Annotated in this window: 15 protein-coding genes; 14 read left to right on the top strand and 1 reads right to left on the bottom strand. The window is 60.1% G+C overall.

What is annotated here, in order from left to right:
- The first annotated feature begins 1 nt into the window (after position 1).
- From fliO to flhB, 5 genes are read left to right on the top strand one after another with little or no spacing between them, the layout of a single operon-like run.
- On the top strand, positions 2 to 433 hold the full coding sequence (fliO, locus tag ACX0MV_RS14980; protein ID WP_458983318.1) for a flagellar biosynthetic protein FliO: 432 nt from the start codon (positions 2 to 4) through the stop codon (positions 431 to 433).
- On the top strand, positions 433 to 1,188 hold the full coding sequence (gene fliP / locus ACX0MV_RS14975; protein ID WP_458983317.1) for a flagellar type III secretion system pore protein FliP: 756 nt from the start codon (positions 433 to 435) through the stop codon (positions 1,186 to 1,188). Before fliO ends, fliP begins: the two co-directional genes overlap by 1 nt.
- A 2-nt stretch (positions 1,189 to 1,190) precedes the next feature.
- Positions 1,191 to 1,460: a flagellar biosynthesis protein FliQ gene (gene fliQ, locus ACX0MV_RS14970; protein ID WP_458983316.1), complete on the top strand. Its 270-nt coding sequence runs from the start codon at positions 1,191 to 1,193 to the stop codon at positions 1,458 to 1,460.
- Position 1,461: 1 nt separating this feature from the next.
- Positions 1,462 to 2,238, top strand: coding sequence for a flagellar biosynthetic protein FliR (fliR, locus tag ACX0MV_RS14965; protein ID WP_458983315.1), 777 nt, complete (start codon positions 1,462 to 1,464; stop codon positions 2,236 to 2,238).
- A 9-nt stretch (positions 2,239 to 2,247) separates the two neighbouring features.
- Entirely contained in the window at positions 2,248 to 3,384 is a 1,137-nt protein-coding gene (gene flhB, locus ACX0MV_RS14960; protein ID WP_458983314.1) for a flagellar biosynthesis protein FlhB, read from the top strand.
- 33 nt (positions 3,385 to 3,417) lie between these two features.
- On the opposite strand, the gene sodC is transcribed toward flhB, so the two are convergent.
- Positions 3,418 to 3,939, bottom strand: a complete 522-nt coding sequence (gene sodC / locus ACX0MV_RS14955) for a superoxide dismutase [Cu-Zn] SodC (RefSeq protein WP_458983313.1) — start codon at positions 3,937 to 3,939, stop codon at positions 3,418 to 3,420.
- Positions 3,940 to 4,159: 220 nt separating this feature from the next.
- Between sodC and flhA the strand changes: the two genes are divergently transcribed.
- The 9 genes from flhA (at position 4,160) to ACX0MV_RS14910 (ending at position 14,673) form a co-directional block, all read left to right on the top strand.
- Positions 4,160 to 6,256 (top strand): flagellar biosynthesis protein FlhA, encoded by a 2,097-nt coding sequence (gene flhA / locus ACX0MV_RS14950; protein WP_458983312.1) that lies wholly within the window; start codon positions 4,160 to 4,162, stop codon positions 6,254 to 6,256.
- A 15-nt stretch (positions 6,257 to 6,271) separates the two neighbouring features.
- Complete coding sequence (flhF, locus tag ACX0MV_RS14945) at positions 6,272 to 7,585, top strand: flagellar biosynthesis GTPase FlhF (RefSeq protein ID WP_458983311.1); 1,314 nt, start codon at positions 6,272 to 6,274, stop codon at positions 7,583 to 7,585.
- A gap of 114 nt (positions 7,586 to 7,699) precedes the next feature.
- Entirely contained in the window at positions 7,700 to 8,530 is an 831-nt protein-coding gene (gene fleN, locus ACX0MV_RS14940) for a flagellar synthesis regulator FleN (RefSeq protein WP_458983310.1), read from the top strand.
- Entirely contained in the window at positions 8,527 to 9,273 is a 747-nt protein-coding gene (gene fliA, locus ACX0MV_RS14935; RefSeq protein ID WP_458983563.1) for an RNA polymerase sigma factor FliA, read from the top strand. The genes fleN and fliA overlap by 4 nt, the downstream gene beginning before the upstream one ends.
- A 159-nt stretch (positions 9,274 to 9,432) precedes the next feature.
- Positions 9,433 to 9,807, top strand: coding sequence for a chemotaxis response regulator CheY (locus tag ACX0MV_RS14930; protein WP_458983309.1), 375 nt, complete (start codon positions 9,433 to 9,435; stop codon positions 9,805 to 9,807).
- Positions 9,808 to 9,826: 19 nt separating this feature from the next.
- On the top strand, positions 9,827 to 10,615 hold the full coding sequence (locus tag ACX0MV_RS14925; protein ID WP_458983308.1) for a protein phosphatase CheZ: 789 nt from the start codon (positions 9,827 to 9,829) through the stop codon (positions 10,613 to 10,615).
- A 10-nt stretch (positions 10,616 to 10,625) separates the two neighbouring features.
- On the top strand, positions 10,626 to 12,785 hold the full coding sequence (locus ACX0MV_RS14920) for a chemotaxis protein CheA (RefSeq protein ID WP_458983307.1): 2,160 nt from the start codon (positions 10,626 to 10,628) through the stop codon (positions 12,783 to 12,785).
- Positions 12,786 to 12,826: 41 nt separating this feature from the next.
- Complete coding sequence (locus ACX0MV_RS14915; RefSeq protein ID WP_458983306.1) at positions 12,827 to 13,933, top strand: protein-glutamate methylesterase/protein-glutamine glutaminase; 1,107 nt, start codon at positions 12,827 to 12,829, stop codon at positions 13,931 to 13,933.
- Entirely contained in the window at positions 13,933 to 14,673 is a 741-nt protein-coding gene (locus ACX0MV_RS14910; protein WP_458983305.1) for a flagellar motor protein, read from the top strand. The genes ACX0MV_RS14915 and ACX0MV_RS14910 overlap by 1 nt, the downstream gene beginning before the upstream one ends.
- The last annotated feature ends 7 nt before the right edge of the window (positions 14,674 to 14,680 follow it).

The following is a 14,680-nucleotide window of genomic DNA, read 5'->3' as shown; positions in this document are numbered from 1 at the left end:
CATGAATAAATTGCTCGTGATGTGCCTGCTGTTGCCGTTCACCGTGCTTGCCGCTGAGCCTGCCGCGCAGGCCGCCAAGCCCATAGGTGGTTCCGGAGTGGGTGCCCAGTTGGGGCAACTGCTGCTGGGCCTGCTGGTGGTGATCGGCCTGATCTTTCTCTTGGCCTGGGTAATGCGGCGCGTGCAGCAGATCGTTCCGCGCGGCGGCCAGGTGATCAAAGTGATGGCCACGCAGGCGCTTGGCCCGCGGGATCGGCTGGTGCTGGTACAGATTGGCGGCGAGCAGATCCTGCTCGGGCTCACGCCTGGTCGAATCACCCCGTTGCATGTGATGAGCGAGCCGGTTCATTTGCCTGACGGCGAGCCGGCGAGTACCGAGTTCGCCCAGCGCCTGATGGAGCTGCTGGGCAAGGACCAGAAGGACAAGTCTTGATGAGTGCATTGCGCCTTGCGCTGGTTCTGCTGTTCAGCCTGCTTGCACCCATGGCGCTGGGCGCCGATAACCCGCTGTCCATCCCCGCGATCACCCTGAGCACCGACGCCGAAGGCCAGCAGGAATATTCGGTCAGCCTGCAGATTCTGTTGATCATGACCGCGCTGAGTTTCATTCCAGCGTTCGTCATGCTGATGACCAGCTTCACCCGCATCATCATCGTGTTTTCCATCCTGCGTCAGGCCCTAGGTCTACAGCAGGCACCGTCGAACCAGATTCTGGTGGGGCTGGCGCTGTTTCTGACGCTGTTCATCATGGCGCCGGTGTTCGATCAGATTAACCGCGAGGCGCTGCAGCCTTACCTCAATGAACAACTCCCCGCCCAAGAGGCGCTCAGCCGGGCGGAGGTGCCGCTGAAGAACTTCATGCTGGCGCAGACCCGCGAAAGCGATCTTGAGTTGTTCGTCAGGCTGTCGAAGCGCACCGACATCGCCACACCGGATGAGGCGCCCTTGACCATTTTGGTCCCGGCATTCGTCACCTCCGAGTTGAAAACCGCGTTCCAGATCGGCTTCATGATTTTTATCCCGTTCCTGATCATCGACATGGTGGTGGCCAGTATCCTCATGGCGATGGGCATGATGATGCTTTCGCCGCTGATCATCTCCCTGCCGTTCAAGATCATGCTGTTCGTTTTGATTGATGGCTGGGCGCTGATCATGGGCACCCTGGCCGCCAGCTTCGGGGGGACTTAGCCATGACGCCGGAAGTCGCGGTCGACCTGTTTCGCGAAGCGCTCTGGCTGACGGCAGTGATCGTCGCTGTGGTGGTAGTGCCCAGCTTGCTGGTGGGCCTGGTGGTGGCGATGTTCCAGGCGGCCACCCAGATCAACGAACAGACCTTGAGTTTCCTGCCGCGCTTGCTGGTGATTCTGCTGGTGCTCATCTGGCTCGGGCCCTGGCTGGTACGCCAGTTGATGGAGTACACGCAGAACCTGTTCATGAATATTCCGATGCTGATCGGCTGACATGCTCGAGCTCAGCGATGCGCAGATCGGCGGCTGGGTAGGCAGTTTCGTACTGCCGCTGTTTCGCATCGCCTCGATGTTCATGGTCATGCCGATCATCGGAACCCAGCTGGTGCCCACGCGCATCCGCATGTACCTGTCGCTGGCCGTGTGCATGGTTATCATGCCGACGTTGCCGCCGATGCCTGAGGTCGATGCGATCAGCGTGCAGTCGTTCGTGATGATCGCCCAGGAAGTGCTGATCGGGGTGATGCTGGGGTTCGTTCTGCAACTGTTCTTTCAGGCTTTCGTGATTGCCGGGCAACTGCTGGCGGGGCAGATGGGATTGGGCTTTGCCTCGATGATGGACCCGGCCAATGGCATCTCGGTGCCGGTGATCGGCCAGTTCTTCATGATGCTGGTAACCCTGCTGTTTCTGGCCATGAACGGCCATCTGGTGGTGTTCGAGGTGCTCGCCGAGAGCTTTGTCACCATGCCGGTCGGCACCGGCCTGCTCACCAACCATTACTGGACGATTGCCAACAAGCTGGGCTGGGTATTCGGCGCGGCGCTGCTGCTGGTGCTGCCAGCGATCACCGCCTTGCTGGTGGTCAACCTGGCCTTCGGGGTCATGACCCGGGCGGCGCCGCAGTTGAACATTTTCTCCATCGGCTTCCCGCTGACACTCCTGCTCGGCTTCATCATCGTGTGGATCGGCATGGCCGATATCCTCGCGCATTACCAGGTGTTCGCCACCGAAGCCCTGCAGTTTCTCCGTGAAATGGCTCAAGCGAGCTGAGGATCAGATATGGCTGAATCCGACAGCGGTGCCGATAAAAGCGAGGAACCCACGGCGAAACGCCTGCGCGAGTCTCGCGAGAAAGGTCAGATCGCCCGTTCCAAAGAGCTCAATACCCTTGCCGTGATGCTGGCGGGCACAGGTGCGCTGCTGGCCTCTGGCGGCAGCTTGGGTAACGCACTGCTGGCCATCATGCAGAACAACTTCAGCCTGACCCGAGAAGTGGTCATGGATGAAAACAACATGGCGATTCTACTGCTGGCCGCTGGCAGGATTGCCCTGGATGGGATCATGCCGTTGCTGGTCGCCCTGCTGATCGCCTCCATCGTCGGTCCCATCGGCCTCGGCGGCTGGCTGTTCTCGGGCGGGGCCATGACGCCGAAGTTCAGCCGAATGAATCCGCTGTCCGGCATCAAGCGCATGTTCTCCCTGCAGGCCCTGGCGGAACTGGTAAAGGCATTCGCCAAATTCGTGGTGATTCTAATGGTGGCGCTGGTGGTGCTGGCTGCCGACAAGGACGATTTGCTTGCCATTGGCTATGAGCCGGTGGAAGTGGCGATCATCCATGCGCTCGAGGTGGTTGGCTGGAGCGCGCTGTGGATGTCGTGCGGGCTGATGCTGATCGCAGCGGTGGACGTGCCGTTCCAGCTGTGGAGCAACAAGCAGAAGTTGATGATGACCAAGCAGGAAGTGCGCGACGAGTACAAGGACAGCGAGGGCAAGCCGGAAGTCAAACAGCGCATTCGCCAGCTGCAGCGGGAGATGACCGAGCGACGCATGATGCAGGCGGTGCCCCAGGCCGATGTGATCATCACCAACCCGACCCACTTCGCCGTCGCCCTGAAATACGACCCGGCCGCCGGTAGTGCGCCAATGTTGCTGGCCAAGGGCAGTGACTTCACCGCGTTGAAGATTCGCGAAATCGGCCAGGAACATAAGGTCATGCTGCTGGAGTCGCCCGCGTTGGCCCGTGCGGTGTTCTATTCCACGGAACTGGATCAGGAAATTCCCGCCGGCCTGTACCTGGCGGTTGCCCAGGTATTGGCGTACGTCTACCAGCTACGCCAATACAAGTCGGGGAAGGGCAAGCGTCCTGCGCCGCTGCCCGACCTGCCGATTCCGCCGGACCTGCGCCGCGACAGTTGACCGGCTGTCAGGCTTTCAGCACACAGGCGGCGCTTACTGGATCACGCCGCAGGCGATGCGCTCGCCGCCACCGCCCAGCGGTTTGGGGTGGTCGGCGTGGTTGTCGCCACCCTGATGGACCATGATGGCCAGCCCCTTCACCTCTTCCAGTTGCTTGATGCGTGGCGCCAATACGGGCTGGCTGGCTTTGCCATCTTCGGTGACCAGCAGCGCCGGCAGATCACCCAGATGGCCTTCGCCCCAAGGCGTGTCGTGCTTGTTGGTTTTCTTCGGATCCCAGTGCCCGCCAGCGCCTGCAGCGGCAGTCGGTTTGCCATCCTTCTCGGCGGGGGCGCAGCTGGGGTTGGCGTGCAGGTGGAAGCCATGCACGCCTGGCTCTAGACCCTGCAGTTGCGGCGTGAAAATGAGGCCGTGAGCGCTTTGCTCGATGCTGACGCTGCCAATGGCCGCGCCTTGCCCGTCAGCGCTGACGCTGTGCAGTTGCGCGGTCAGAGCGGCGGCATGGGCAGTGATGGCGAAACAGCCGGCACATGCGCCAATCATCCATTTTTTCATGGGGTACTCCTGCTGGTTGGAAGGAAATATGCAACAGCAGTTGGGACTGGCCACGGCTCAGGAGGTTCGCGGTTTTACTCGAGTGCCTGGCGTTTTTTCAGTCGACAAAGCGACTTGGACAGCTTCTTGCAATCAACCCGGCAGAGGCGCTGCGGCGTCAAAAGTTTGAACCAGCTGGGGTAAGACTGTGGCAGTAGATCGCACACAAGTAGTCGACAACATGCGCAGCAATCTTTCCGGATTGCGCCAGGGCAACCTGGGCATTCCGCTGTTGCTGCTGGTCATGCTCGGCATGGTGATGTTGCCGATTCCGCCGTTTCTGCTCGACGTCCTGTTCACTTTCAGTATTGCGCTGTCGATCGTGGTGCTGCTGGTCGCGATCTATGCGCTGCGGCCGCTGGATTTCGCGGTATTCCCGACCATTCTGCTGGCGGCGACCCTGTTGCGCCTGGCGCTTAACGTAGCCTCCACCCGCGTGGTTCTGCTCAACGGCCAGGACGGTCACGACGCGGCCGGTAAGGTGATCCAGGCGTTCGGTGAGGTGGTGATCGGCGGCAACTACGTCGTGGGTATCGTGGTGTTCGCGATCCTCATGATCATCAACTTCGTGGTGGTAACCAAGGGTGCGGGGCGCATCTCCGAAGTGTCGGCACGCTTCACCCTCGATGCCATGCCCGGCAAGCAGATGGCGATCGATGCGGACCTCAACGCCGGGTTGATCGACCAGGCCGAAGCGAAGAAACGGCGCTCTGAAGTGTCTCAGGAAGCGGATTTCTATGGCTCGATGGACGGCGCCAGCAAGTTCGTCCGCGGTGACGCCGTCGCCGGTTTGCTGATCCTGTTCATCAACCTGATCGGCGGTATCGCCATCGGCATCCTGCAGCATGACCTGCCTTTCGCCGAAGCAGGGCGCATCTACACCTTGCTGACCATCGGCGACGGTCTGGTGGCGCAAATCCCGTCACTGCTACTGTCGACCGCTGCGGCCATTATGGTGACCCGAGTTTCCAGCTCCGAGGACATGGGCGCCCAGGTCAATCGACAGATGTTCGCCTCGCCGCGAGCGCTGGCGGTCACGGCGGCAGTGATGATTGCCATGGGTCTGGTACCCGGCATGCCGCATTTCTCCTTCATCAGCCTGGGCCTAGTGGCTGCAGGTGCAGCCTACTGGATTGCCAACAAGCAGCGCGCGACCAAGGAAAACGAGGTCAAGGAGGTCCAGCGCCAGCAGGAACTGCTGCCTGCCCAGCGCGCCCAGGAAGTCAAAGAACTCGGCTGGGATGACGTCATGCCCGTGGACATGGTCGGCCTTGAGGTCGGCTATCGGCTGATCCCGCTGGTTGATCGCAATCAGGGCGGGCAATTGCTGGCGCGGATCAAGGGCGTGCGCAAGAAGCTCTCCCAGGAAATGGGCTTCCTGATGCCTTCGGTGCATATCCGCGACAACCTCGATCTGCAGCCTAACGCCTACCGCCTGACGCTGATGGGCGTCAGCGTGGCCGAAGCGGAGGTGTACCCGGATCGCGAGCTGGCGATCAACCCGGGTCAGGTGTTCGGCCCGCTCAATGGCGTGGCCGCCAAGGATCCGGCGTTTGGGCTGGAGGCGGTATGGATCGATCCGACCCAGCGCGACCAGGCGCAATCCCTCGGCTACACCGTGGTGGACGCCAGCACTGTGGTGGCGACCCACATCAACCAGATTCTGCACAAGCATGCCCACGAGCTGCTCGGCCACGAGGAAGTGCAGCAGCTGATGCAGTTGCTGGCGAAAAGCTCACCGAAGTTGGCCGAGGAGTTGGTACCGGGCATGGTCTCTTTGTCGACCCTGCTCAAAGTGCTGCAGGCACTGTTGCAGGAGCAGGTGCCGGTTCGCGACATCCGCACCATCGCCGAAACCATCGCCAACGTCGCTCCCAAGAGTCAAGATCCCGCCGCGATGGTGGCTGCGGTACGTGTCTCGCTGGCCCGCGCAATCGTGCAAAGCATTGCAGGACTAGAGCCGGAGCTGCCTGTGATCACCTTGGAACCAAGGTTGGAACAGATATTGCTCAATAGTCTACAGAAGGCCGGTCAGGGCTCCGAGGATGGCATCCTCCTGGAACCTGGCATGGCCGAGAAGCTGCAGCGATCCCTAGTGGAAGCAGGACAGCGCCAGGAAATGCTCGGCAAGCCAGTGATTCTGTTGGTGGCCGGTCCGGTTCGGGCAATGCTCTCACGGTTCGCGCGGTTGGCAGTCCCGAGTATGCATGTGTTGGCATACCAGGAAATTCCGGACAACAAGCAGGTCACCATCGTTGCGACGGTGGGGCAGAATTAACCGAGGTAACAGGCTATGCAGGTCAAACGCTTTTTCGCCGCCGATATGCGTCAAGCCATGAAACTGGTGCGTGATGAGTTAGGCGCTGACGCCTCGATCATTGCCAATCGCCGGGTAGCGGGCGGTGTTGAATTGACCGCCGCGCTGGATTACCAGATCCCCGCTGCGCCTGCCCGCCAAGCGAACCCGGTGCTAGAAGCCGAATTGCGCAAGACCCAGGCGCGTATCGCGTCGGCCCAGGCAGAACTGGCAACACGCGAGAACAGTGATAGCACCAAGGATCGCCAGCTTATTGGCGCAAAGCCTGACGTGCCCGCTGACAGCCTGGCCGCGGTCCTGAAAAAATCTCAGGCTGCAGCCGCTGCTGCAGCGCCCGCTCCGGCGAATCAGCAAGCGCTCGAAGCCATGCGCTTCGAATTGCATGGCCTGCGTGAATTGATCGAAGTGCAGCTGGGCTCCATCGCCTGGGGCCAGATGCAAACCCAGCGGCCGCAGCAGGCCAATCTGTGGCGTCGCTTGCAGCGCATGGGGTTGTCGGCCGATCTGTCGCGTGCACTGCTTGAGCGGGTCAACAAGGTCGCCGAGCCTCGTCAGGCCTGGCGCATGCTGCTGGCACATCTTGCCCACGCGATTCAGACGCCGAAACAGGAACCGCTGGAAGAGGGTGGCTTGATTGCCCTGGTTGGCCCTGCGGGTATGGGTAAGACCACGACTCTGGCGAAACTGGCGGCGCGCTACGTACTCAAGTACGGCGCTCAGAACGTCGCGCTGGTCAGCATGGACAGCTACCGCATCGGTGCCCAGGAGCAACTGAAAACCCTGGGCCGTATTCTCAATGTATCGGTGACCCAGGTCGACGCCTCGCAATCGCTGACCCAGGCACTCGCCCCCTTGGCACGCAAGCGCGTAGTGCTGCTCGATACCGCAGGTTTGCCGGGCAATGATCCAGCACTGCGCATGCAACTGGAAAGCCTCGCCTCGCGCAGCCTAAAAGTGAAGAATTACCTAGTATTGGCGGCAACTAGCCAGAGCCAGGTACTTAAAGCGGCCTACCATAGTTATAAGCATTGCGGCCTGGCCGGCTGCATTCTGACCAAGCTGGACGAGGCCACCAGCCTCGGTGAAGTTTTAAGTCTGGCCATTGGCCAGCGCCTGCCGGTAGCCTACGTGACGGATGGCCCGCGTATTCCGGATGATCTGCAAGTGCCGCGCAGCCACCAGTTGGTGAGCCGCGCAGTTGGCCTGCAATCCGACGAGGCGCCAAGCGAAGATGCAATGGCCGAGGTGTTTGCCGGGCTCTACCAGCAGCCAGCGCGTCGTGCAGGTTGATTGCTAGCGCAGCCGTGGTCGTTGAGATCAGGCATAGTATGTTCGTGTCGTGGTTCGTTGCAGCGCAAGCAGCCACATGGCTTCAGTCGAAGATAGACAAGGTGTGTAGATAACATGGGTAAGCATCCCGTACAGGTGATCGCGGTGACCGGCGGCAAGGGTGGCGTCGGCAAGACCAATGTGTCGGTGAATCTGTCCCTTGCTCTAGCCGATCTGGGGCGGCGAGTGATGCTGATGGATGCTGACCTGGGTCTGGCCAACGTCGACGTGCTGCTCGGCTTGACCGCCAAGCGCACCTTGGAAGATGTCATCAGTGGCGAATGCGAGCTGCGCGATGTGCTGCTGCAGGGCCCGGGCGGTATTCGGATCGTGCCGGCAGCCTCGGGCACCCAGAGCATGGTGCAACTGACCCATATGCAGCATGCCGGGCTGATCCAGGCGTTCAGCGACATCAGCGACAATCTCGACGTGTTGATCATCGACACCGCAGCCGGTATCGGCGACTCGGTGGTGAGCTTCGTGCGCGCGGCTCAGGAAGTGCTGGTGGTTGTCTGCGATGAACCGACCTCGATCACCGACGCCTATGCGCTGATCAAACTGCTCAATCGTGACCATGGCATGAGCCGTTTTCGGGTTCTGGCCAATATGGCCCACAGTCCCCAGGAAGGACGCAATCTCTTTGCTAAGCTGACTAAAGTTACTGATCGTTTTCTCGACGTGGCCCTCCAATACGTAGGTGCCGTGCCGTACGACGAATCGGTACGCAAGGCCGTACAGAAACAGCGTGCGGTTTACGAAGCATTTCCGCGCTCCAAATGCGCATTGGCATTCAAGGCGATCGCGCAGAAAGTCGATGCCTGGCCGCTGCCGGCCAACCCACGCGGTCATTTGGAGTTTTTCGTCGAACGCTTGGTACGCCAACCGATTGCGGATTCGGCCACATGACAGCAGCTACTGGACTCCTTATGTACAGCAAAGCGCAAGCACAGGATTCCCAGCATCAACTGATCGAGCGCTACGCGCCTCTGGTAAAACGCATCGCCTATCACCTGCTGGCGCGCTTGCCGGCGAGTGTGCAGGTTGATGATCTGATTCAGGCCGGCATGATCGGCCTGCTCGAAGCGTCAAAAAAATACGACGGCGGCAAGGGCGCGAGTTTCGAGACTTTTGCCGGCATTCGCATACGTGGCTCGATGCTCGACGAAGTTCGCAAAGGCGACTGGGCCCCGCGTTCGGTGCATCGCAACAGCCGCATGGTCAGCGACGCCATCCGAAAAATTGAGGCCAGAACGGGCCGCGACGCTAAAGATCAAGAGGTTGCGGCCGAACTTCAATTGAGTCTCGAGGATTACTACGGCATTCTGGGGGACACTTTAGGCAGCCGTTTGTTCAGTTTCGACGACCTTCTGCAGGACGGCGAGCACAACGGGTTGCGTGAAGATGCCAGCTCCGCCTACACCGAACCTTCTCGCGATCTGGAAGACGAACGCTTTCAAACGGCCCTGGCCGATGCGATTGCCAACCTGCCAGAGCGCGAGCGCCTGGTGCTGGCGCTGTATTACGACGAAGAACTGAATTTGAAAGAAATTGGTGAAGTACTTGGGGTTAGCGAATCGCGTGTCAGCCAGTTGCATAGCCAGTGCGCCGCGCGGTTGCGTGCACGCCTGGGTGAGTGGCGCGCGAACTAGAAAGCAGCGGTCGTTGCAGAGCGGGCTGGTAGATATTGGCTTGTCGATTTAGCCATACAGATTTTTTGCAACGGCCCGCCAGGCCGGTTTCATGATTAAAAGGCGTAGCCAGGTGCTGGTTACGTTCGGGACGGTACGGAGGTCGACTTGGACAAAAATATGAAAATCCTCATCGTTGACGATTTTTCGACGATGCGACGGATCATCAAGAACCTTTTGCGTGATCTGGGGTTCACCAACACCGCGGAAGCCGATGACGGCACCACGGCACTGCCGATGTTACAAAGCGGCGGTTTTGATTTTCTGGTGACCGACTGGAACATGCCCGGCATGACCGGTATCGATCTGCTGCGCGCGGTACGGGCGGATGAGCGCCTGAAGCAGTTGCCGGTGTTGATGGTGACCGCGGAAGCCAAGCGCGACCAAATTATCGAAGCTGCTCAAGCGGGGGTTAATGGCTACGTGGTCAAGCCCTTCACGGCCCAAGTGCTGAAGGAAAAGATTGAGAAAATCTTTGAGCGGGTTAACGGCTGATGTCTGCCGCGAGGGTTTTATGGAACATGATGATCATCCCCTGGACGACTTCGAGTCGTCCTTGAAACACAACGCTCGCCAGCTGGTTGATAGCCTTGAACAAGGCAACTTTGGCGAAGCGGTTCAGGTTATTAACGAACTCAACAAGACCCGCGATCATGGCTTGTACGTTGAAGTGGGCAAGCTGACCCGCGAATTACATAACGCCATTGTCAATTTTCAGATTGATCCACGGGTACCTCATGCCACTGAAGTGTCGCAAATAACCGACGCGACCGAGCGCCTGAACTACGTGGTGACGATGACCGAGAAAGCGGCCAATCGGACCATGGATCTGGTCGAGCAGAGTGCACCGCTAGTCAATGGCATCGGCGACGAGGCTCAGGCCTTGAGCGCGGAGTGGGGCCGTTTCATGCGACGCGAGCTGAGCGCCGATGGCTTCCGTGAGCTGGCCAAGCGCATCGAGCATTTTCTTGCCTTGAGTGAACGCAGCAGCGGAGCCCTGTCAGGTCACCTGAACGATATTCTGCTAGCCCAGGATTTTCAGGACCTCACCGGCCAGGTGATCAAGCGGGTCACGCAGCTGGTTACCGAGGTTGAAAGCAACCTGCTGAAACTGGTGTTGATGGCCAGCCAGGTCGACCGCTTGGCCGGGGTTCAACACAACCATGTCGAGTTACGTGCCGAACAAGAACAAAAAAAACAGCCTTCCCATGGTGAAGGTCCGCAGATTCATGCCGATAAGCGTGAAGACGTCGCTTCTAATCAGGATGACGTCGACGATCTGCTTTCCAGCCTAGGATTTTAGGAGCACGTCTATGAGCTTCGGCGCCGATGAAGAAATCCTTCAGGATTTCCTGGTAGAGGCCGGCGAGATTCTCGAATTATTGTCCGAGCAGTTGGTCGAGCTAGAAAGCCGCCCGGACGATATGAATCTGCTAAATGCGATTTTTCGCGGCTTCCATACCGTCAAGGGTGGTGCCGGATTCCTTCAGCTCAATGAGCTGGTGGAGTGCTGTCATATCGCCGAAAACGTGTTCGACATCCTGCGCAAGGGTGAGCGGCGCGTCGATTCCGAGCTTATGGACGTTGTGTTGGAAGCGCTGGACGCGGTCAACGGAATGTTCTCGCAGGTACGTGAGCGGGTCGAGCCGACTCCCGCGACTCCTGAACTGCTGGCCGCACTTGCCCGTCTGGCCGAGCCTGCCGGTGCTGAACCGGTAGCTCCTGTGGTCGAGACGAACGTCGCCCCTCCCGCAGCAGATATCACCGACAGCGAATTCGACCAGTTGCTCGATGCGATGGACGAAGAGCGCAGCGCTGCCCCGGCTGCAGCCGCCGCGTCTGATGAAATCACCGACGACGAGTTCGAGTCGTTGCTGGATCAGTTGCACGGCAAGGGCCAGTTTGCCGCCGAAGCACCTGCACAGGCGGCTACGCCTGCGGCTCCCGCTGCCAGTGCAAGCAACGAAATTACCGATGACGAATTCGAGTCTCTGCTGGATCAGTTGCACGGCAAAGGCCAGTTCTCGGCGCCTGAACCGGCTGCGCCAGCGGCGGCTGAGCCAAGTGCGCCCCGCGCTGGCGATGAAATCACCGATGACGAATTCGAAGCGCTGCTTGACCAACTGCATGGCAAAGGCAAGTTCGTCGAGCCTGCGGCGATCCAAGCGCCGGCCGCTGCTGCAGTCGAGCCCGCCAAGCCAGCTGCAAAACCTGTAGCCAAACCCGCTGCGAAGGAAGTGGCCAAGCCAGCTGCCGCAAGCCCGGCGCCTGCGGCTGCAGCGGAAAAAGCACCACCGCCTAGCGAGGCCGAAACCACTGTACGAGTGGATACCGCGCGCCTGGACGAGATCATGAACATGGTCGGCGAACTGGTATTGGTGCGTAACCGCCTGGTGCGTCTGGGTTCCAATAGCGGCGACGAAGCCATGTCCAAGGCAGTCTCCAACCTGGACGTAGTTACTGCCGATCTGCAGACGGCCGTCATGAAAACGCGCATGCAGCCCATCAAGAAAGTCTTCGGGCGTTTTCCCCGCCTGGTTCGCGATCTGGCGCGCAGCCTGAAGAAAGAGATCAATCTGGAGCTGGTCGGGGAAGAGACCGATCTCGACAAGAACCTGGTCGAGGCGCTGGCCGATCCGCTGGTGCACCTGGTGCGCAACGCGGTCGACCATGGCATCGAGACCCCTGAAGAGCGCGAAGCGGCGGGCAAGCAGCGCGGCGGCAAGGTGGTGCTGTCAGCGGAACAGGAAGGTGACCATATTCTGCTGTCGATATCCGATGACGGCAAAGGCATGGATGCCGATCAGCTGCGGGCCAAGGCCGTGGAAAAAGGCCTGCTGGACAAGGACGCTGCCGATCGACTGAACGAATTCGAATGCTACAACCTGATTTTCGCGCCGGGGTTTTCGACCAAAACCGAGATTTCCGATGTGTCCGGCCGCGGCGTGGGCATGGACGTGGTGAAAACCAAGATTTCCCAGCTCAACGGCACCGTCAACGTGTTCTCGGTCAAGGGCCAGGGCTCGAAGATCATCATCAAGGTACCGCTGACGCTGGCGATCATGCCGACCTTGATGGTCATGCTGGGCGATCAGGCGTTCGCGTTCCCTCTGGTCAACGTGAACGAAATCTTCCACCTCGATCTTTCCCGTACCAATGTGGTCGACGGCCAGGAAGTGGTGATCGTGCGGGACAAGGCCCTGCCGCTGTTCTACCTCAAGCGCTGGCTGGTCAGCAAAGCGGCTCATGTGGAGCAGGGCGAGGGTCACGTGGTGATTCTCACGGTGGGCAGCCAGCGTATCGGCTTTGTCGTCGATCAGTTGGTCGGTCAGGAAGAGGTCGTGATCAAGCCGCTGGGGAAAATGCTGCAAGGTACTCCCGGCATGTCGGGCGCCACCATTACCGGGGATGGGCGGATTGCCCTGATCCTTGATGTGCCCAGCATGCTTAAGCGTTACGCACGGCGGATGTGATTGTTAGTAGCCGGGCAGAACCCGGCTACTTGGGAGTGTTTATGGTTGTTAAGGTGTTGGTAGTGGACGACTCCGGCTTCTTTCGCCGGCGTGTCTCGGAAATTCTTGCTACCGATCCGAATATCAAAGTGGTCGGCACGGCCACCAATGGACGTGAAGCCATTGATCAGGCGCTGGCGCTGAAGCCGGATGTGATCACCATGGATTACGAGATGCCGATGATGGACGGCATCACCGCTGTACGAAACATCATGCAGCGCTGTCCCACCCCGGTATTGATGTTTTCCTCGCTGACCCATGAAGGCGCTCGGGTGACGCTCGACGCGCTGGATGCCGGTGCGGTTGATTTCCTGCCGAAGAATTTCGAGGACATCTCGCGCAACCCGGAAAAGGTGAAGCAGATGCTCTGCGAGAAGGTGCACACCATAGCGCGCACCAATCGCCACAGTATCGTCGCGGCGCCGCCAGCCGCTCCCGCTGGGTTGTCCAGGCCGGCGATGCCGCGCACTGCAGCGCCGCGGCCGGTGGCATCAGCGCCCGCTGCAGCTCCCAGTGCGTCGCCAAGTTTCACACCGCCTAAGCGCAAGGCCTACAAACTGGTGGCGATCGGTACGTCGACCGGCGGCCCGGTGGCGCTACAGCGTGTGCTGACCCAGCTGCCCGCGTCCTTCCCGGCGCCGCTGGTGCTGATTCAGCATATGCCGGCGGCCTTTACCAAAGCGTTTGCCGAGCGTCTCGACAAGCTGTGCCAGATCAGCGTCAAGGAAGCGGCGGATGGGGACCTGCTGCGTCCCGGCCTTGCGTTGCTGGCACCTGGCGGCAAGCAGATGATGATTGACGCGCGGGGCACGGTAAGGATTCTGCCGGGCGATGAGCGCCTGAATTACAAGCCCTGCGTCGACATCACCTTCGGCTCGGTAGCCAAGTCCTATCACGACAAGGTTCTCGCTGTGGTGCTTACCGGTATGGGCGCCGACGGTCGCGAAGGTGCGCGATTGCTCAAGCAGAGCGGCAGCCAGGTGTGGGCTCAGGATGAAGCCAGCTGCGTGATCTACGGGATGCCCATGGCGGTGGTGAAGGCTAACCTGGCCGACGCGGTGTATTCGCTGGATGAGATCGGCAAGCATCTGGCGGAGACCTGCGTGTAATGGATGTACTAAGCCTGATTGGCGTCATCCTGGCATTCGTCGCCATTCTCGGCGGCAACTACCTCGAGGGCGGCCATGCGGCGGCGCTGTTGAACGGTCCGGCAGCCTTGATCGTCATCGGCGGTACCTTGGGCGCTGCGTTTCTGCAGGCCCCCGTCAATGTGTTCAAGCGTGCGTTGATGATCATCCGCTGGATATTCTTTCCGCCGCATATCGACCTGGCCGGCGGCGTGAACCGGGTCGTCGGCTGGAGCATGGTCGCGCGCAAGGAAGGTCTGCTGGGCCTGGAAACAGTGGCCGACGCCGAGTCAGATCCGTATGCCCGCAAGGGCCTGCAGCTGCTGGTCGACGGAGCCGAGCCGGAAGCCATCCGCAGTATTCTGGAAGTCGATCTGTACACCCAGGAAGGTCGCGATATCCAGGCCGCCAAGGTTTTCGAAAGCATGGGTGGCTACGCGCCGACCATCGGCATCATCGGCGCCGTAATGGGCTTGATCCATGTCATGGGCAACCTGGCCGACCCGAGCATGTTGGGCAGTGGCATTGCCGTTGCCTTCGTGGCGACCATCTACGGCGTCGGGTTCGCCAACCTGCTGCTGCTGCCCATCGGTAACAAGCTCAAGGCGATTGCCCAGCGTCAGTCGCGTTACCGCGAGATGTTGCTGGAGGGCATATTGTCCATCGCCGAGGGTGAAAACCCGCGCTCCATCGAGTTGAAGCTGCAAGGCTTCATGGACTGATGGAGTG

The organism is Pseudomonas cistanchae (assembly GCF_054483635.1).
This window is presented reverse-complemented; position numbering and strand designations above follow the sequence as displayed.